This is a genomic window from Shewanella aquimarina, assembly GCF_023349185.1.
GTDB lineage: Bacteria > Pseudomonadota > Gammaproteobacteria > Enterobacterales > Shewanellaceae > Shewanella > Shewanella aquimarina.
The window spans coordinates 16,243-35,514 of record NZ_JAKIKY010000005.1; the positions used below are offsets into that span (position 1 = coordinate 16,243).

Annotated in this window: 10 protein-coding genes; 6 read left to right on the top strand and 4 right to left on the bottom strand. The window is 54.1% G+C overall.

Features of this window, described 5'->3' with window-relative positions:
- Window positions 1–131: 131 nt before the first annotated feature.
- From lpdA to L2731_RS07500, 4 genes are all read left to right on the top strand, one after another.
- On the top strand, window positions 132–1,559 hold the full coding sequence (gene lpdA, locus L2731_RS07480) for a dihydrolipoyl dehydrogenase (RefSeq protein WP_249252511.1): 1,428 nt from the start codon (window positions 132–134) through the stop codon (window positions 1,557–1,559).
- A 142-nt stretch (window positions 1,560–1,701) separates the two neighbouring features.
- Entirely contained in the window at window positions 1,702–6,156 is a 4,455-nt protein-coding gene (locus L2731_RS07485) for an EAL domain-containing protein (RefSeq protein WP_249252513.1), read from the top strand.
- A 360-nt stretch (window positions 6,157–6,516) separates the two neighbouring features.
- Window positions 6,517–8,730 carry a patatin-like phospholipase family protein gene (locus L2731_RS07495; RefSeq protein WP_249252514.1) on the top strand — a complete coding sequence of 738 codons (2,214 nt, stop codon included), beginning with the start codon at window positions 6,517–6,519 and terminating at the stop codon, window positions 8,728–8,730.
- A 132-nt stretch (window positions 8,731–8,862) separates the two neighbouring features.
- Window positions 8,863–10,917 (top strand): M13 family metallopeptidase, encoded by a 2,055-nt coding sequence (locus L2731_RS07500; protein WP_249252515.1) that lies wholly within the window; start codon window positions 8,863–8,865, stop codon window positions 10,915–10,917.
- A 244-nt stretch (window positions 10,918–11,161) separates the two neighbouring features.
- Here the strand turns inward: L2731_RS07500 and hxpB are convergent, their stop codons facing one another.
- On the bottom strand, window positions 11,162–11,821 hold the full coding sequence (gene hxpB / locus L2731_RS07505) for a hexitol phosphatase HxpB (protein WP_249252516.1): 660 nt from the start codon (window positions 11,819–11,821) through the stop codon (window positions 11,162–11,164).
- A 413-nt stretch (window positions 11,822–12,234) separates the two neighbouring features.
- On the opposite strand from hxpB, the gene acnB reads away from it, so the two are divergent.
- Window positions 12,235–14,832, top strand: coding sequence for a bifunctional aconitate hydratase 2/2-methylisocitrate dehydratase (gene acnB / locus L2731_RS07510; protein WP_249252517.1), 2,598 nt, complete (start codon window positions 12,235–12,237; stop codon window positions 14,830–14,832).
- A gap of 107 nt (window positions 14,833–14,939) precedes the next feature.
- Here the strand turns inward: acnB and rsd are convergent, their stop codons facing one another.
- A complete protein-coding gene (rsd, locus tag L2731_RS07515; RefSeq protein WP_239853992.1) occupies window positions 14,940–15,407 on the bottom strand; it encodes a sigma D regulator in 468 nt (155 codons plus the stop codon).
- A 477-nt stretch (window positions 15,408–15,884) separates the two neighbouring features.
- On the opposite strand from rsd, the gene hemE reads away from it, so the two are divergent.
- Window positions 15,885–16,949: a uroporphyrinogen decarboxylase gene (gene hemE / locus L2731_RS07520; RefSeq protein ID WP_249252518.1), complete on the top strand. Its 1,065-nt coding sequence runs from the start codon at window positions 15,885–15,887 to the stop codon at window positions 16,947–16,949.
- Between the two features lie 83 nt (window positions 16,950–17,032).
- On the opposite strand, the gene L2731_RS07525 is transcribed toward hemE, so the two are convergent.
- On the bottom strand, window positions 17,033–18,502 hold the full coding sequence (locus L2731_RS07525; RefSeq protein WP_249252519.1) for a sensor histidine kinase: 1,470 nt from the start codon (window positions 18,500–18,502) through the stop codon (window positions 17,033–17,035).
- A 2-nt stretch (window positions 18,503–18,504) separates the two neighbouring features.
- A complete protein-coding gene (locus L2731_RS07530; protein ID WP_249252520.1) occupies window positions 18,505–19,233 on the bottom strand; it encodes a response regulator transcription factor in 729 nt (242 codons plus the stop codon).
- Window positions 19,234–19,272 lie beyond the last annotated feature (39 nt).

A 19,272-nucleotide genomic window follows, 5' to 3' on the forward strand; every position in this document is an offset into this window, starting at 1 on the left:
GTAGCCTTTTGTTTAACTCCTTGAAAGGTTAAAATGCGGCCACCTTACAAGAACTAACGTTCAAAAAGCTGGCGTCATAATGGGTTGGGCCGGAATTCCTCCCAACACAATGAGAAAGAATAGAGGAAAACATGAGTAACGAAATCAAAACTCAGGTAGTGGTTTTAGGTGCAGGCCCTGCAGGTTATTCAGCAGCATTCCGTGCTGCCGATTTAGGTCTGGAGACTGTTATCGTAGAACGTTTCAGCACCCTAGGTGGTGTGTGTCTGAACGTGGGTTGTATCCCATCTAAGGCACTGCTGCACGTTTCAAAAGTGATCGAAGAAGCTAAGGCCATTTCTAGCCACGGTGTGGTATTTGGCGAGCCACAGATCGATCTCGATAAGCTACGTGAGTTTAAGCAGAGTGTTATCAGCCAGCTGACAGGCGGTCTGGGCGGCATGTCTAAGATGCGTAAAGTCAACGTGGTTAACGGTCTGGGTAAGTTTACCGGTCCTAACACCATCGAAGTTGCTGGTGAAGATGGCGTGAAAGTGGTGCACTTCGAGCAAGCAATCATCGCTGCGGGTTCTCGCCCAATTCAACTGCCTTTCATTCCTCATGAAGATCCACGTATCTGGGATTCTACCGATGCGCTTGAGCTGAAAGAAGTGCCTGGCAAGCTGCTGGTTATGGGCGGCGGTATTATCGGTCTTGAGATGGGTACAGTGTACTCTTCACTGGGCAGTGAGATCGACGTGGTTGAGATGTTCGACCAGGTTATCCCTGCAGCCGATAAAGATATCGTTCGTGTCTACACCAAGAAGATCAAGAACAAGTTCAACCTGATCCTCGAGACCAAAGTGACTGCCGTTGAAGCGAAAGAAGACGGTATCTATGTTTCTATGGAAGGTAAGAAGGCGCCAACTGAGCCAGTACGCTACGATGCGGTATTGGTGGCTATCGGTCGTACACCAAACGGTAAGCTGATCGATGCTGACAAGGCTGGCGTGAATATCGATGAGCGCGGCTTCATCAATGTCGACAAGCAGATGCGCACCAACGTGCCACACATCTATGCTATCGGCGACATCGTGGGTCAGCCAATGCTGGCACACAAAGGTGTGCATGAAGGCCACGTCGCTGCCGAGGTGATTGCTGGCATGAAGCACTACTTCGATCCTAAGGTTATCCCTTCAATCGCGTACACAGATCCTGAAGTGGCTTGGGTTGGTCTGACCGAGAAAGAAGCCAAAGAGCAAGGCATCGCCTACGAGACGGCAAGCTTCCCTTGGGCGGCGAGTGGTCGTGCAATTGCTTCTGACTGTTCAGACGGTATGACTAAGCTGATCTTCGATAAGGAAACTCATCGCGTGATCGGTGGTGCTATCGTGGGTGTTAACGGTGGCGAACTACTGGGCGAAATTGGTCTGGCTATCGAGATGGGTTGTGATGCCGAAGATCTGGCGCTGACCATCCACGCTCACCCAACATTGCATGAGTCTGTCGGTCTGGCGGCTGAGATCTACGAAGGTTCAATTACCGATTTGCCAAACCCTAAGGCAAAGAAGAAGAAATAATTGCTTCTGAAATCCGAAAAAGCGCTCACTGAGCGCTTTTTTTTTGGCTGGCTAACTTATATATTATATTTTTGTAACAATTATAAGTTTATCGCGCTATGTCCCAACCCCGCCGTGCTGTTTGTCTGAAATGGGATCTTCTATGAGTTTTACCCAGGCGTTTCGCTTACTAGGCTTTTTGGTATTCATGATTGGCTTTACCACGCCAAGTTTGGCGGGTGATCTGGTACAGAGGGTCTTTAGCGCTCGCGACGGCCTCAACAATGCCACGGTAAACGACATCAGCTTCGATGAGTACGGTTACACCTGGCTCTCCACTGAGCAGGGCCTGTACCGCGTCAGCGACACTAAGGCGCGGCGCATCGACAAAGACGCCAACCATATTCGCCTCTCAGATGAGTATATCTATCTCGTCGAATCCTTGGGTAAACAGCACCTGCTGGTTAGCAGCTATGCCAATACCTACCTGTACGACATAGTTCAAGATGAGTTTGTCCAGCTGGGAAGTAGCGAGCTGTTTCCCAAGTTCAATCCCAGTGGGCTACAGGCAATCACCCGCCAGAAAGATGGCAGCTATGTGCTGCTCAGCTATGTCGGCGAGCTCTACCGTCTGGACTACCAGGCGATGTCGCTCACCTTCATCAGCGCTCTGCCAAGCGATCCCGATATGCCCTGGTTTGTGTTGTCGCAATTTGGCGACTCTCAGCTGATTGTGGGTAAGACTTATGAGCTGCAACTCAGGGACAGCCTGGGGATGCTTAGAGGCATCTTCCCCTGGACAGAGGAGCAGGGCCAGATCAAGAGCCTGTTTGAAGACAGGGCGGGGCGTCTGTGGTTGGGCTCGAGCAATGGTTTATATCGCGTCTATCCCGACTCGTTAACCCTCGAGAAGGTGGAGCAGATCCCCTTCTATGTGACCCAGATGGCTCAGGATAAGCTGGGCTTTCTCTGGCTGTCTGGCCGAGAGGGGCTGATCAAGTGGCACCCCGACACCCTGGAGATAAAGCACTTTAGCAATGAACTGAAGCTGGCGGCCGATCTCGATTATATCTACGACCTGGCGGTGGACGACAATGACCTGGTCTGGGTGGGTGGTTCGGGCGATGGCCTAGCGATTGTCGCCGACGACCCCGATTTCGTGCTGGATAACTTCACCCGTAACGCACCCTATGGGCTCAGCGATGAGATGGTGTGGAGTATCTTTGCCGATCAAAATAAGCTGTGGTTGGGCACAGACAAGGGGCTCATTGAGGTGGATCGTGACGCCAGGAAGAGTCAGACCTACCAGCCAGAGGAGATGGAGGTCAACGACAGCGTCTATGCGGTAAACGAGTTAGATAAACGGCATCTGCTACTGGGCACCACCAATGGCCTGTTCACCTACGACCGCCTGGCGCACAAGACACAGAGATTTGCCGCGATCACCGGCGGGCGCACCTCGCTCGAAAATAAGATGATCTACTTCAGCTACAAGGATCCTTTGATCGCCTCCCGCTGGTGGTTCGTTACCGCCACGGGCTTGTTCTACTGGGACAAGGGCAGTCTGGAGCCGACTCGTATGCAGGTCAAAGGGGTCGACGGCACCCAGCATCAGATCCCGCTGCGCTCCATCTATCGGGCGGCCGACGGCAAGCTGTGGATCGGCGGTGAAAACCTGTTTGGCTATATCGATAGCAAGGGGCTCTTCTATTCCCGTATCGACCTGTTCGCCGACGAGAATATCTCTATCGATGTTAGTTATATCAAAGAGGTGGATTCAGGCGTGCTCTGGCTCGGCACCTCGCCCAAGGGGTTAGTGGAGTATCACCCCAAGACAGGGCTGACCTATTTTCTTACCGACAACTGGCAGGTGGAATGCAGCTCCGTCTACTTCATCGAGCAGCTTCCCGGTTATCGAGTGCTGGGCTGCGCCAATTCCCTGGTGCGGCAAGATCTCACCACGGGGGGACTCACGGTTATCGAGAAGCAGGACGGGCTTATCAGTCACGAACTTAACGACGGCGCCGCCTTCTATCAGCCCGGTGCAGGCCTGTTTGTCGGCAGTCCGGACGGGGTTGCCCTAGTGGACGTGCCCCAGATGCGAAACCGCCTCGCGGAAGATGGCATCATGATGGAGTCTGTCTCCGTATTCTATGAGGAAAACACGGAAACCAAGCTAGTGCCTGAAGCTGGCATGTTGATCAAGCCAGGTGCGCGCCTGATCAGCTTCCAGTTAACTAGCCTGGATTATCTGACCGATATCCCGTTTCAGTTACAGTACCGCCTGCGTCGTGGCAAGGGCTCTGAGCAGAGCAAGTATCTGCAGCTGATGGGCCAGTCGCAGGTTAACGTCTCAGGTCTCAAGCAAGGCCATTACACCTTAGACATTCTCAGTGAGAAAAACGGTGTCTGGTCGCAGACCCCCTATTCTTTCCGGTTCGTGGTCGAAGATTACTGGTGGAACTATGACTGGTTCAGGGGCTTACTATTAATTTCGTTGCTGCTGGTGGGGCTCTACTTCCTGCTGCTGCGTCAGAAGCAGATCGGTGCCTTCAGGCGGGTCAACAAGGCGCTCAAGGAGAGCGAGGATAGGCTGCGTCAATCGCTGCGGGGCAGTGATTCCGAGTTGTGGGAGTGGCACAGCGAGAGCGAAACCTTCCTGCTGGAAAACCGCGGACGCTACTTCCCTGACAAGGGCGATGCCTTCGAGCTCAAGATGGATGAGTTTCCCATCTATGCCGACGACCAGGATAAGGTGTTTACGGCCTGGAAGCGTCTGCTCTCTAAGCAGGATGACAGGTTGGATGTGGATTATCGTTACCGTCGCCCCGACGAGTCCTGGGGCTGGACCCGGGTGCGAGGACGCGCCCTGGAGTTCGATCCCATCAGCGGCAGGGTGAAGAAGGTTGCCGGTATCTACACCGATATCACTACCCAGCGCCGACTGGAGGATGATGTTAAGCTCCTGGCGCAGGCCTTTGCCAACACCTCTGAAGGGGTACTTATCTTAGACGCCGATGAGCGGGTGAGGGTCTCCAACAAGGCCGCTCAGAGCATCCTGGGGATGAGCGCCGATGAACTGATCGACAGATACTTTTCCCAACTGGTTCATAGCAGCGAAGACAGGAGCGATGAGATAAGCATCTTGCTGGAACAGGGGATCACCTGGACCGGCGAGCATGAGTTTCAGTGTTCCGAGGGGCTAATCTGTCCCGTGTGGCTGAACCTGTCCACCATGAAAGATGACCGAGGGGTCATCAGCCATTATGTGGCGGTATTCTCCGATATCACAGAGCGCAAACAGACGGAGGCCGACCTGCGACGTCTGGCTAACTACGATGTGCTAACCGGCCTGCCGAACCGATCCCTGTTCGCCTCGCGCCTGGCTAAGTGTATCCACCGCGCCGAGCAGACCGAAGATAAGCTGGCATTGATCTTCCTTGACCTAGATCGCTTCAAGAACGTCAACGACTCCTATGGCCATAGCATGGGCGATGCCTTGCTGGTGGAAGCCGCCAGTCGCTTGCAATCTTGCGTGAGTGAAAGCCATACCCTCTGCCGTTTCGGTGGCGACGAGTTCGTGATCCTGATGCGTGACATGGTCGATATCGATGAGGTCAACCATCTGTGCGAGGCCTTGATCCGCCAGATAGAGAAACCCTTCGAGCTCTACGGCCGCGAGTTCTTTATCTCCACCAGTATCGGGGTCAGCCTGTGGCCGGATGATGCCAAGCAGCCCGAGGTGTTGATCAAGAACGCCGATCAGGCCATGTATCACGCCAAGGAAGAGGGGCGTGGCAACTTCCAGTACTTCTCGGCCGAGCGCAATGCCGAGGCGCTCTATCACCTCAAACTGGAGGCCGAACTGCGTAAGGCGATGGACAGGCAGGAGTTTGAGCTCTACTTCCAGCCGCAGATCGATATTCTCAAAGACGACAAGGTGGTTGGGATGGAGGCGCTACTGCGCTGGCATCATCCCAAGGAGGGCTACATTCGCCCAGATATCTTCATCAAGGTGGCCGAGTCCTGTGGCCTGATCATCGACATCGACCGCTGGGTGATCAAGCAGGCCTGTATTCAAGGGGCTAAGTGGGCCGAACATTTTGGCGATGAGCTAAAGCTGTCGGTTAACGTCTCTGCGGTGCATTTCAGGCAACCCGACTTTATTCAAGATGTGCAGCAGGCGCTCAAGGAGTCGGGCATGCCGGCCAAGATGCTGGGGCTGGAGATCACCGAAGGTGTCTTGATGAAAGAGCTGCATGTGGCCAAGGATCACCTCAAGGCACTGCGGGAGATCGGCATAGAGGTCGCTATCGATGACTTCGGCACCGGCTATTCGTCGCTCGCCTATCTGCGCAGCTTCGATGTCAGCACGCTTAAGATTGACCGCTCCTTCCTGATCGATATCGCCAATAACGAGGCGGATCAGGCGATCGCCAGCAGTATCATAGAGCTGGCCCGTAACCTCAAGCTGAAGGTGGTGGCCGAAGGGGTTGAGACCCAGGAGCAGTTAGAACAGGTCTTTAGCCGCGGCTGTTACGTTATACAGGGCTACTACTTTGCCAAGCCGATGACTATCGATGAGTTCGAGAAATACCTCTACATCAAGTCAAAATAACGGCTTCGTCATCGCGTCGATAGGGCAAACTTTCTTGTTTGCTAGGGCCTGTTTATCTTTCAGGTATTATTTTTGTTCAATCTAAACGCGTTATGCACTACGCGTGGGCATTGAAGCATAGTGCTCTATGTGAGTTGTGAACAACATAGGGCTGGGCGCGTTTAGATGAACCCTTTGGGCTGCGTTTGTAGGCCATTTCTACTGCGTTATCGCCAGTTTGTGTAGAATCACTACACGACACAGGCTCTGCCTTGTATAAATCACCTGCAAACTGCTGCAAAAACAAACAGGAAAGGTCAACAGGCCCTAGAAGTTTGCTAGAATATTTTGTCCCTCTATTCATAGGAAGATGAATCGCCGATGATCAAGCCTTTTCTACTCTCTTTGCTGCTGGCAAGCCTCACCTTTTCTGCCACGAGCGAGGAACGCCCCAAGATCGGTCTGGCACTCAGCGGGGGCGGCGCGAAAGGGGCGGCCCATATCGCCGTGCTTAAGGCCTTAGAGGCGGAACATATTCCCGTCGATTACATCGCCGGTACCAGTATTGGCGCCTATGTGGGCGGCATGTATGCCCTGGGCTATAGCGCCGAAGAGATCGAAGATATCATGATGGGTTCCAACTGGAACGCCGGCTATTCAGATACCATTCCCCGTGCGGCCCTCAGCTATCGTGGCAAGCAGCAGCGGGATAGATTCAATATCCCGCTCAACATCGGCTACAGCGATAGCCAAGTCAAAGTTCCTAATGGCGTGTTGCGTGGTCAGTCTATGTCGCTCTTGCTGCAGCACTCGACGGATCTGGTGCATAAGTTTGAACACTTCGACGACTTGCCTATTCCCTATCGCGCCGTGGCCACAGATCTCGAGACCAGTGGCGCCGTGGTGATCGACAGCGGCAGCCTGGTGGATGCGATGCAGGCGTCGGCCACAGTCCCAGGTGCGCTGCAGGCGGCGCAGTATAAGGGGCATATAGTGGTTGACGGCGGAATTGCCAACAATATGCCGGTGGATGTGGTGAAGGCCATGGGCGCCGACATCGTCATCGCCGTGGATATCGGCTCCTCTCTGGTTAAGCGGGACCAGCTAGAGAGCACGATCGCGGTATTGAACCAACTATCCACCATGCTGACCAATGCCAGTACCGAACAGCAAAAGCGGCTACTGACGACACAAGATATCCTGATCCGTCCAGAGGTTGGCGAGCTCAGCACTACAGACTTTTCCATCATGCCGGAGGCTTATCGCCTCGGTGAGGTGGCGGTTCAGGCCCAGCTGACAAGGCTAAAACAGTTAGCCGTGACCAATGAGCAGTATGCTGCCTATCAGGCTCACAAGGATGCCGCCAGCGTGGGTTGGCTCTACAACCTGTCTCGCCCGGTGATCGAGATCCGCTTCGACAACAACTCTAAGGTGAGCGAGAAACTCTTGGCGGAGACCTTAGGTATCGAGCCGGGTGAAGTGGTCGATAAGACCAAGCTGGAGCAGGGGATCAACAAAGTCTATGCGCTCGACAAATTTGAGCGGGTTAACGCCGAGTTTGTCGACACAGATGAGGGGCGGATACTGATCCTGCAGACCCGGGCCAAGTCTTGGGGGCCCAATTATTTCCAACTTGGCTTTAGCTGGGAGGATGACTTCACCCTAGATTCTGTGGTGGCACTGGATGTGGCCTACACCATGACAGATCTGACCGCCTATGGTGGCGAGTGGCGCAACGAGCTGCGCCTGGGGTATGAGAAGATGCTCGCCTCAGAGTTTTATCTGCCCATGGATTCCGATCAGCGCTATTTCTCTCGCGCGGAACTGGGCTATGAGAAGAAAGATTGGACCCTGTATGAAGAGAATAACCGCTTCTTGGATCTCGAGCAGGTCAAGTATCGCGCCGAGTTGGGTATTGGCGTCAACTATATCAAGGAAGGCGTGGTAGAGCTGGGGGTGATGGGGGAGACCGGCTATCTCGATAATGCGGCCTTTGACGGGCGGGCAGATTTTAGCTCCTACGGCGCCTATCTCAAGTTCGGTTTCGATGACTTGGACAGCATCAGTTTCCCGACCTCGGGTAATCGCTTTACCCTGAACATGTACTACCGCCATGAGCAATCTCCCTACATCTTTGACGATGAACCATCGGAGAACTCCTTGCAGATCATGGCCGATTGGCGTGGTGCCCTGAGTGTGGGGAATCATGCCTTCGTGGGTATCGCCTCGCTGGCGACGGTGGACAAGGAGGAGGGCTTCAGCGTGAATGTCTCCGAACTAGGCGGCTTCCTCAACTTGTCTGGTTACCATAAGGACGCCTTGGTTGGGCCGCACAAGTTGTTCGGTGCCTTCGTCTATCAATACGATCTGGGCCGGGATATGTTGGGGATGACAGACTACCCTCTCTATCTGGGCGCTAGCCTTGAGGCGGGTAACGTCTGGTCGATCCGCGACAGCGTGAGCCTGAATGATCTCATCTATGGTGGCAGCCTCTATCTGGGCACGGATACCGCCATAGGCCCGGCGGCCATAGGTTACGGCTGGACAGACGATGGCGAAAATACCGTCTTCCTCTTCCTAGGTAAGAACTGGTAGGGCAGCTAAGGCGTCATACAAAGTTACAAAATCACCCTACAGTCCTTGGGGCTGGGGTGTTAGTGTGTCATTCGCAAAGGTCTGTGCAATCAGGCTATAAACAAGATAAAAGTAAGAACCGGGGAATTCGAGATGAAAAAAGTCAGTCATTTAGCATTGGCTGTGGCGTTGGGCTTGGGCCTAGGCGCCTGTGGTAGCCATGACACCACTCAGGTAGAGAGTGTACAAACGACAAAGGTGTCGGGCGTTGAGAAAGAAAACTTCGACCCTCAGGTGCGTCATCAGGACGACTTCTATTACAGCGTCAACGGTCACTGGTTGGCGACCACGCCTATCCCAGCCGACAAGTCTAACTATGGTGCCTTCTCCGTACTCTATGAGCAGAGCCAGAACGCCCTGAAGGAGATCATCGACGAAGTAGCGGCAAAGCCAAACAAGGCCGAAGGCTCTAGCGAGCAGAAAGTGGGCGACTTCTACGCCAGCTACATGAATACCGACCTGGCCGAGCAGCTGGGCGTGACCCCAATCAAGGCACCGATGGCTGAGATCCAGGGGCTTAAGAGCCATCAGGATGTCGCCAGCCAGATGGGTAAGCTGCTGGTTTCGGGTGTGCAGATGCCATTGGGCTTCTATGTGAATAACGACGCTAAGAAGTCGACTCAGTATGGTGTCTACTTCTATCAGTCTGGCCTGACACTGCCGGATCGTGACTATTACCTCAAAGATGATGCTAAGTTTGTTGCCAACCGCGCCGCACTGCAAAGCTATGTCACCGACCTGTTAGATAACGCCGGTTATGCCCACGCCAAGCGCGCCGCGAAAAACGTGGCCGAGATCGAGCACTTCCTGGCCGAGAGCCAGTGGACGCGCACCCAGTCTCGTGACGCCAACAAGAGCTACAACAAGATGGATATCGCTGGCCTGCAGAAGACGGTCAGCAACTTTGATTATTCACAGTTTGCCAATGGCGCCGACATGAACAAGGTCACCGAGGTGATCGTGCGTCAGCCCTCTTTCTTCGAGAAGTTTGGCAAGCAATTTAACCAGTTCAGCGTCGAGCAGTGGCAAGACTACTTGATGTTCCACCTGGTGGACAGCTATGCCGAGCTGCTGAACAAAGAGATGGTCGATCTTCACTTTGTCTTCCACAGCAAGACCCTGATGGGCATCGAAGAGCAGAAGCCGCGCTGGAAGAAGGCGGTTGATGCCGCGGATCAGGTGATCGGCGAGCTGGTGGGTAAAGAGTACGTCAAACGTCACTTCAAGCCAGAAGCCAAGGCGCGTATGGAGAAGATGATCCAGAACCTGATCAAGGGCTTCGAGGTGAGCATCAACGAGCTAGAGTGGATGACACCTGAGACTAAGGTTGCGGCGCAAGAGAAGCTGTCTAAGTTCAACTACAAGATCGGCTACCCTGACAAGTGGAAAGACTACACAGACCTGAGCATCAAGGCCGATGATCTGGTGGGTAACTACCAGCGTTATGCGCATTTCGAATACAAGACCATGTTGGACAAGCTGGGCAAGCCAATCGATCGCACCGAGTGGCACATGACGCCGCAGACGGTTAACGCCTACTATAGCCCTGTGATGAACGAAATCGTCTTCCCTGCGGCCATCTTGCAGCCTCCATTCTTCAACATGGATGCCGATGATGCGATCAACTATGGCGGTATCGGCGCGGTGATCGGCCACGAGATCAGCCATGGTTTCGACGACCAAGGTGCCAAGTATGATGGTGACGGTAACCTGAGAGATTGGTGGTCAGACAAAGACAGAGAAGAGTTCAAGAAGCGTGGTGCTAAGCTCAGCGCGCAATACTCTAGCTTCGAGGCCCTTCCGGGTAAGTTTGTTAATGGTGACCTCACCTTGGGTGAGAACATTGGCGACCTGGGTGGCCTGACCGTGGCGGCACGCTCTTACAAGTTGAGCCTTGACGGAAAAGAGGCACCAGTGATCGATGGCCTGACCGGCGAGCAGCGTCTGTTTATCGGCTGGTCGCAGGTGTGGCGTCGTAACTATCGCGACGAAGAGCTGGGACGTCGTCTGTTGACCGACCCACACTCACCAAGCCACTTCCGCGCCATGGGCACGCCGCGTAACATTCCAGCCTTCTACGAGGCGTTCGATGTGAAGGCGGGCGACAAGATGTATTTGAGCGAAGAAGATCGCGTCAAGATCTGGTAGGCCTAGGTTCGCTTTTCAAAGCAGCTTAAAGCAACAAAAGCCCATCTTAGGATGGGCTTTTTACTGTCTGAAACCTGTGATACCAATCGTAATAAACAATTGATCATTCTAGCTTGTTAAAACGCACGATAACTGTATTAGTATTTTTAATTGTAGAATAACTACTTATCTAAAAATCCTGCTTTGTTTTCAAGCGTTTTTCCTGCGCTATTTCTGATCACATGTTTACTGTGATTGGTATGAATTATCGGGCGAGATAGTCCGCCAGTTCATCGAGACTGACCAGCTGCTGGTGGGCGGCGGCCCATCTAGCCTGGCTCGCCTCATGGGGCGCGGGGATCACCACAGTATGCATGTTGGCGGCCCTGGCGGCGATCAGCCCGTTGAAGGAGTCTTCCACCGCCAGGCACTGTGAGGGTGAGACATTCAGGGCCTTGGCACAGTTGAGGTACACCTCTGGGTGTGGCTTGCCCAGAGGCAGTGCCTCGGCGCTTTCGATGGCATCGAATAACTCAGCGATGGCCAGCTTTTGCATCACGGCATCGATTAATTCCTGAGGCGATGAGGTGGCCAGGCCTATCTTGACGCCGCGCCGCTGGCAGGCCTCAAGCGCCCTATGGACGCCTGGCATCGCCTCGCCACTGCGTAGGATCTCGCTTGCGACCTGCTGCACTATGGCATCTGATGTCACCTGATTATCATAGTCTGCCCAGGGATGGCGCTCATACCAGTAGGCCACGACCTGATCGATACGCAGTCCTGTGGTCTGCTCGGTATCGCTGAGGCTGATGGGGAGGCCAAGCTGGCTCAGCACCTTGTACTCTGCGGCCTGCCAACTCGGCTCTGAGTCGATAAGTACGCCATCCATATCGAAGATGACGGCCGATAAATGCATTTGGCTCATGATGTAGGCCCTTACTGGTTCATTTTGGCGAAGGAAGTGGAATATTATGCGAATTCTTCGAGTATTTACGAGTGAGATACGAAAATTTTTAAGATTATTTTTCCCGCGAAAGCCACCAATTCCATCGTTTGGAATGAATTTAGGATAACTCTTTAATTGTTTTTATAACAATAGGTTATCTAGGTATTCAAACTATTGTCTAATTTCATTTGTTTCAGGGCTAGGCTAATTTGCTGGGCACCCTAGGAAATCCCGGTAATTTCTCACTTCTAAGAGTGTGATCTGATTCATACTTTTGCAAAGCTGTAGTATAATGCGGCCGGAAATACGGGTTGAGCCTGCTTGACTGTGAGCTTCAGAATTGAAGACGTGCAGTTTCGCTGTTAGAACGCCAAACAAAGAGGAATGTTGCCGTGCTAGAAGCATATCGTAAACACGTCGCAGAACGTGCTGCAGAGGGCGTAGTCCCTAAGCCACTAGATGCCCATCAAGTGGCCGAATTAATCGAATTAGTGAAGAATCCACCTGCGGGTGAAGAGGCATTTATCCTCGACCTGCTTGAAAACAGAATTCCACCAGGTGTTGACGAAGCGGCCTATGTGAAAGCCGGCTTCCTCGATGCGGTTGCCAAAGGCGAGGCAACGTCTCCTATCCTGTCATCGGCACGTGCCGTTGAGCTACTGGGTACCATGCAGGGCGGTTACAACATCGAGCCGCTGATTGCTCAACTCGACGATGATGCCCAGGCCCCATTGGCGGTTAAGGCACTATCAAACACCCTGCTGATGTTCGATGCCTACCACGATGTGGTTGAGAAGATGCAAGCGGGCAACGCCCATGCTAAGCAAGTGGTTGAGTCTTGGGCGAATGCCGAGTGGTTCCTCAGCCGTCCTAAGCTGGCCGACAAGGTTACCCTGACCGTATTCAAGGTGACGGGTGAAACCAACACAGACGATCTGTCACCTGCACCGGATGCCTGGTCTCGTCCAGATATCCCACTGCATGCCCTGGCGATGCTGAAAAACGCGCGCGATGGCATAGTGCCAGACGAAGCGGGCGTAAAAGGCCCAATCAATGAGATCGAATCTCTGAAAGAGAAGGGTCATCCACTGGTTTACGTGGGCGACGTTGTGGGTACAGGTTCTTCACGTAAGTCTGCGACCAACTCTGTGCTGTGGTTCATGGGCGACGACATCCCATACGTGCCTAACAAGCGTGCCGGTGGTTTCTGCCTGGGTGGCAAGATCGCACCTATCTTCTTCAACACCATGGAAGATGCCGGTGCCCTGCCAATCGAGCTGGACGTGAGCAAGATGAACATGGGCGATGTGATCGACATCTACCCATACGAAGGTGTGGTTAAGCTGCACGGCAGCGACGAAGTGATCTCTGAGTTCAAGCTTAAGACAGACGTGCTGCTGGACGAAGTCCGTGCCGGCGGTCGTATTCCGCTGATCATCGGTCGTGGTCTAACTGACCGCGCTCGCGAGACCTTAGGTCTGCCAGCCTCTGACGTATTCGTACGTCCACAAGATGTGGCCGATTCTGGCAAGGGTTACACCCTGGCGCAGAAGATGGTGGGTAAGGCATGCGGCGTAACCGGTGTGCGTCCTGGCCAATACTGCGAGCCTAAGATGACCTCTGTGGGTTCACAAGACACCACGGGTCCTATGACTCGTGACGAGTTGAAAGACTTGGCATGTCTTGGCTTCAGTGCCGACCTGACCATGCAGTCATTCTGTCACACAGCCGCTTATCCTAAGCCTGTGGACGTGAATACTCACCACACACTACCTGACTTCATCATGAACCGTGGCGGTGTGTCGCTACGTCCAGGTGACGGTGTTATCCACTCATGGCTGAACCGTATGCTACTGCCTGATACCGTCGGTACGGGTGGTGACTCGCATACTCGTTTCCCAATCGGTATCTCTTTCCCTGCGGGTTCAGGGCTAGTGGCCTTCGCCGCCGCGACCGGTGTTATGCCGCTGGATATGCCTGAATCTGTACTGGTTCGCTTCAAGGGCGAGATGCAGCCTGGTATCACACTGCGTGACCTGGTACATGCTATCCCACACAAGGCGATCGAAATGGGTCTGCTGACCGTTGAGAAGAAGGGCAAGATCAACGCCTTCTCTGGTCGTATCCTGGAGATCGAAGGTCTAGAGAAGCTGAAGGTTGAGCAGGCATTCGAACTGTCTGATGCATCAGCCGAGCGTAGTGCCGCCGGTTGTACCATCAAGCTGGACAAAGAGCCTATCATCGAATACCTCAACTCTAACATAGTGATGTTGAAGTGGATGATTGCCGAAGGTTACGGTGACCGTCGTACCATCGAGCGTCGTATCGCTGCGATGGAAGAGTGGCTGGCGAATCCAGAGCTGATGGAAGCCGATGCTGACGCAGAATACGCCGAAGTGATCGAGATCGATCTGAACGAGATCAAAGAGCCTATCCTGTGTGCGCCTAACGATCCAGATGATGCCGTTCTCCTGTCTCAGGTGAAAGACACCCAGATCGACGAGGTTTTCGTTGGTTCTTGTATGACTAACATCGGCCACTTCCGTGCAACCGGTAAGATGCTGGACAAGTTTGCCAAGACGCTGCCAACTCGTCTGTGGATCGCTCCACCAACTAAGATGGATCGTGATCAGCTGACAGAAGAAGGTTACTACGCCATCTTTGGTCGTGTCGGTGCGCGCATCGAGATCCCAGGTTGTTCTCTGTGTATGGGTAACCAGGCTCGTGTTGCCGAGGGCGCGACGGTTGTATCGACCTCTACCCGTAACTTCCCGAACCGTCTGGGTACTGGCGCTAACGTCTACCTGGCGTCTGCCGAGCTGGCCGCGGTTGCCGCACTGCTGGGTCGTCTGCCAAGTGTTGAAGAGTATCAGGAGTACGCCAAAGAGATCGATGCGACAGCAGCCGATACTTACCGTTACCTGAACTTCGACCAGATCGATTCATACACACAAAAAGCGGGCGAAGTGATCTTCCAGTCTGCCGTGTAATCAAGATTGATGATGTAAAAAGGCCAGCTGATTAGCTGGCCTTTTTTATGTCTGCTCTTCGGTGAGATTCACATAGGCATCCGGACAGATACTGGTATTAGGGGGAATTAGGAGTACTTGCTGTGCAGCACTTCAAGCAGCTGATCTTCTAGCTGGAAACGTGTCTCCATGGCATCGCCGAGAGAGGAGAGATCTTTGTCCAGCTGATAGAGGATCTTGTCGTCGCTGGCGCTGGTGTATTTGTCGTTGAAGTCCAGGGCGAGATCCGTCGTCTCGCTGATCTTAGGGACTATGGTCTGTGCCAATGTCTGACTGGATTCGCCATTCTTCTCACAGGCGGTGACCACGCGATCATAGACCTCGAAGTGCCCCTCGGACACATAATCGACCAGGAGATCACAGAATTCTTTGACCGCTTTGAAGGCGGGAAGTGATTTGTCTATCGCCTCGTAGGGCGGCAGCCCGGCAATTTGGCAATAGTTAATCAGCAGCTTACGACGGTGATTCAGCCATTGATCAATCAGTGTATTGGAGCCACCCCATTTCTGTTCGGCCCGTTCCAATTGCTTTAGCATAATGGTCCCCATCGCATTGTTCTTCTATGACTTCTAATGTAGGTGAGAACCACCGCTTTGATCAACCATTTTTTAGTCTATCCTGGCGATCTTTCAGCTGGTCGAATCTGCTTGTTTTGTATACAAAATGACGTGGAAGTAGCCGCTGAGAGGGGTAGAAATAAAATGCCCAGCGATAGAAATCTATCGCTGGGCGAGTAAAGTTTTGCGGGCTCGATGCGACGAGCTTCTTGATTGTTCTTGCTAGCGCAGACTTTTTATACCAAAGGCAAAGAGGGGGTGCAACTTTTTTCTAACGAATTGCGGGGTGAGGCGGGCAATTTGCGGCCCAAGCCAAACCCTGAGAGAAGGGACGCGGGGGTAAAAAAATAATCAAGCGGCGTTTGTCACATAAATGTGCTGATGGAGGTTACTTTACTCGCGTAAATGCTAAACTACTGTCCCAGCGAAAATCAATAAGCGTAGGAATAGAGCCTTATGGCAGAACTAAAAAATGATCGTTATTTACGTGCCTTACTAAAACAGCCTGTTGATGTGACTCCTGTGTGGATGATGCGTCAGGCGGGTCGTTACCTTCCTGAATACAAAGCAACCCGTGCACAAGCCGGTGACTTCATGTCTCTGTGCCGCAATGCCGAGTTGGCGTGTGAGGTGACGTTGCAACCGCTTCGTCGTTACGATCTCGATGCTGCGATCTTATTCTCTGATATTTTGACCGTGCCAGATGCCATGGGCCTGGGTCTCTATTTCGAAACCGGTGAGGGTCCTCGTTTCGAGCGTCCAACCGATACCCTTGATGCCATCAAGAAGCTGGCCGTACCGGATCCAGAAGATGAGCTCGGTTATGTGATGAATGCGGTTAGCACCATTCGCCGCGAGCTGAAAGGCGAAGTGCCGCTGATCGGTTTCTCTGGTTCACCTTGGACACTGGCGACCTACATGGTCGAGGGCGGTTCGAGCAAGACCTTCGAAAAGATCAAGAAGATGGCCTACGCCGAACCTACGGCGCTGCACATGCTGCTAGACAAGCTGGCCGATTCGGTAACCCTGTACCTGAACGCTCAGGTGGCAAACGGTGCTCAGTCGCTGATGATTTTCGATTCATGGGGTGGTGCGCTGTCTCATACCGCTTATCGTGAGTTCTCGCTGCGTTACATGCAGAAGATCGTCGATGGTTTGACGCGTCATGCCGACGGTCGTCAGGTGCCTGTCACCCTGTTCACTAAGGGCGGCGGACTATGGCTAGAGGCGATGGCCGAGACTGGCTGTGATGCATTGGGTCTGGACTGGACCGTGGATATTGCCGATGCGCGTCGCCGCGTGGGTCACAAGGTTGCCCTGCAGGGTAACATGGATCCTTCTATGCTTTACGCCTCACCAGAGCGCATTCACGAAGAGGTGCGTCAGATCCTGGCCGGTTACGGCGAAGGTTCTGGTCACGTATTCAACCTGGGCCATGGTATTCACCAGCATGTGGATCCAGAGCATGCGGGCGCCTTCATCAAGTCAGTACACGAACTGTCGGCGCAATACCACAAGTAAGTGGCAATAACATGTTAAAGCTAGCCAGTCGGGGCAACTCGACTGGCTATTTTTTTGTCTCAATGCTTAAGCACTTGCTCGTCTTATTGATAGTGACTCAACGCGATCATGAACCGGCTACCCCGGTCGACTGTGCTTTGCACCTCGATACGACAACCCAGTCTGGCCAGTAATTGTCTGACGATCGCTAGGCCGACACCTAGCTGTGGCAGCGCGTCGCCTTGGCAATAGTAGAGCTCGGGCTGGGTTTGGCTGGGGGGCTGCTCCAGGGTGGCGATGGCTTGCGCCTGCATGCCGCTGCCCGTGTCTTGTATGACGAGATAAGATCCCGAAGGCAGGGTCTGAGCATAGACGTTTATCTCGCCGCCGGCTGGCGTGTGGCGCAGGGCGTTGTCCAGCAGGTTGTTGAGCACTCGCCCCATCAGCTGGGGATCTGTGTAAAGGAGCAGCCCCTCGTCCCGACAGATGTTCAGGCTAATTCCGGCCTGTTTGGCCTTGGGGGCGAAGGTCTGGTTGACCTCATCGAGGAGCGCCTGCAGCGGCGTTTTACGCAGGTTCGCCTTTATCTGACCATTCTCCAGCGCCGCCAACTCCAGCATCTGCGCCAGCAGCTGTTGCAGCCTCTGCCCAGAAGCACTGGCATATTCGAGCAGGCTGTCGTCGCGCTCATCGACCGGGCTGATTAGCCAGGTGTCTAGATAGCCTAGCAGCGTGGTGAGCGGTGTCTTGAGATCGTGTGACAGGTGCAGCAGAAACTCCTGTTTAGCCGCCTGTTGCTGGGTCACCTGGCGCTGCTTCTGGGCAACCTCCTGCAGCAGGCGGTTGATCTGGGCGTTAAGTTGGGCCATCTCCTGGCTGCGGCTCGGCGCCAGGGGAAGGGCGAGAGGCTGGCTGATCGGTTTCTGCTCTAGTTCCCCAAGTGCCTGGGTGAGACGCTTGAGCGGCCGCGTCAGGTAGCGCAGCAGCAGTGAAAACAGGATCAGGGTAAACAGCGCCCAGCCGCCCAAGGCGACGCCCCAGCGCTGGGGCAGGTCTTTTGCCTGGATAAGCGATTGCCAGTTGTCGAAGGCTTCGCCGCCGATGATCACATACAGGTAGCCACTGAGGGCCCCGTCTGGGCTATGAAGTGGGCTGACCGAGAAGATCTTCTGCTGGCCATCACTCCTGGGATCTGTGCCCTGGATAGGTAAGGACTCACCCTGCAGAAAGGCCTGCACCTTGGTGATATCGACGCCGTGGGTCTTGATCTGCTCCTCCTTGGCATCGAAGGCGATCACCTTGCCCTGGGGGTCTAAGGTGTAGATCTCGAAGCTGGGGCCCAGCAGCATGAGATCGTGAAGGGCCTCCTTGAGGGCGGCGTTGGAGGTGATCCCCTGGGACAGCAGGGGATTGATCTCGGCCATGTGGGTCGCCAGCTCTCGATGCAGGGATTGCTGCACCAGACGTTGGCTGTGTTGCTGGTTCAGGCTAAACCACTGCCAGAAACCGATAAACAGCAGCAGGACACAGGTGCTGGCAAGCAGCAGGATGCGGCCAAACAGGCTATTGACCATGTCTAGTGCGCCGCCGGTGGCGCAAATTTATAGCCCACACCCCACACCGTCTGTACCAGCTCGTTGCTGTTGGGGCAGCAGGCCAGCTTGGCCCTGAGGCGATTGATGTGACTGTTGACCGTGTGTTCATAGCCCGCATAGGAGTAGCCCCACACGGCTTCCAGCAGTTGCATGCGGCTGAATACTTGGCGCGGATGTTGGGCCAGGTAGTAGAGCAAGTCGAACTCTCTGGCGGTGAGGGTCAGCGGTTGGTTGGCGGCGGTGACCTCCCTCGTCTTGCTGTCGATCACTAACTCGTCGAACGTCAGGGCGTACTGGTCGGCGGCCTGCTGGTCGGCGCGTCTGAGGAGCGCCTTTACCCTGGCCCTGAGTTCCAGCACGCTGAAGGGTTTCACCATGTAGTCGTCGGCGCCGGATTCAAGGCCGAGGACGATATCTGACTCGCTATCCCGGGCGGTGATCATCATGCAGGGCAGGCGCTTGCCCTCCTGGCGCAGCTGTTGGCATAGGGTCAGGCCGTCGCCGTCACTCAGCATGCGATCCAGCAGCAAGAGATCGAAGCTTTTGCTCTGCAGCACCTGTCTTGCCTGAGTCAGGCTGCTTACCTGTGTCACCTCATGTTGCAGGGATTCCAGGTTGAGGCGGATCAGACGGGCGAGATCGGGCTCATCCTCGACCAGTAAGATGCGCCGGCGTTCACACACACTCCTGTCGCTGTTTATCACAGACATAGCAAATTCCCTCAGGTTGGCCTACATCCAGTAGACCCA

What these genes read in the sequence shown, in the direction of transcription:
- L2731_RS07530 (WP_249252520.1), bottom strand. Translation starts at nt 19,233, where the DNA reads ATGTCTGTGATAAACAGCGACAGGAGTGTGTGTGAACGCCGGCGCATC.
- hxpB (WP_249252516.1), bottom strand. Translation starts at nt 11,821, where the DNA reads ATGAGCCAAATGCATTTATCGGCCGTCATCTTCGATATGGATGGCGTA.
- L2731_RS07525 (WP_249252519.1), bottom strand. Translation starts at nt 18,502, where the DNA reads ATGGTCAATAGCCTGTTTGGCCGCATCCTGCTGCTTGCCAGCACCTGT.
- L2731_RS07495 (WP_249252514.1), top strand. Translation starts at nt 6,517, where the DNA reads ATGATCAAGCCTTTTCTACTCTCTTTGCTGCTGGCAAGCCTCACCTTT.
- L2731_RS07485 (WP_249252513.1), top strand. Translation starts at nt 1,702, where the DNA reads ATGAGTTTTACCCAGGCGTTTCGCTTACTAGGCTTTTTGGTATTCATG.
- L2731_RS07500 (WP_249252515.1), top strand. Translation starts at nt 8,863, where the DNA reads ATGAAAAAAGTCAGTCATTTAGCATTGGCTGTGGCGTTGGGCTTGGGC.
- rsd (WP_239853992.1), bottom strand. Translation starts at nt 15,407, where the DNA reads ATGCTAAAGCAATTGGAACGGGCCGAACAGAAATGGGGTGGCTCCAAT.
- hemE (WP_249252518.1), top strand. Translation starts at nt 15,885, where the DNA reads ATGGCAGAACTAAAAAATGATCGTTATTTACGTGCCTTACTAAAACAG.
- lpdA (WP_249252511.1), top strand. Translation starts at nt 132, where the DNA reads ATGAGTAACGAAATCAAAACTCAGGTAGTGGTTTTAGGTGCAGGCCCT.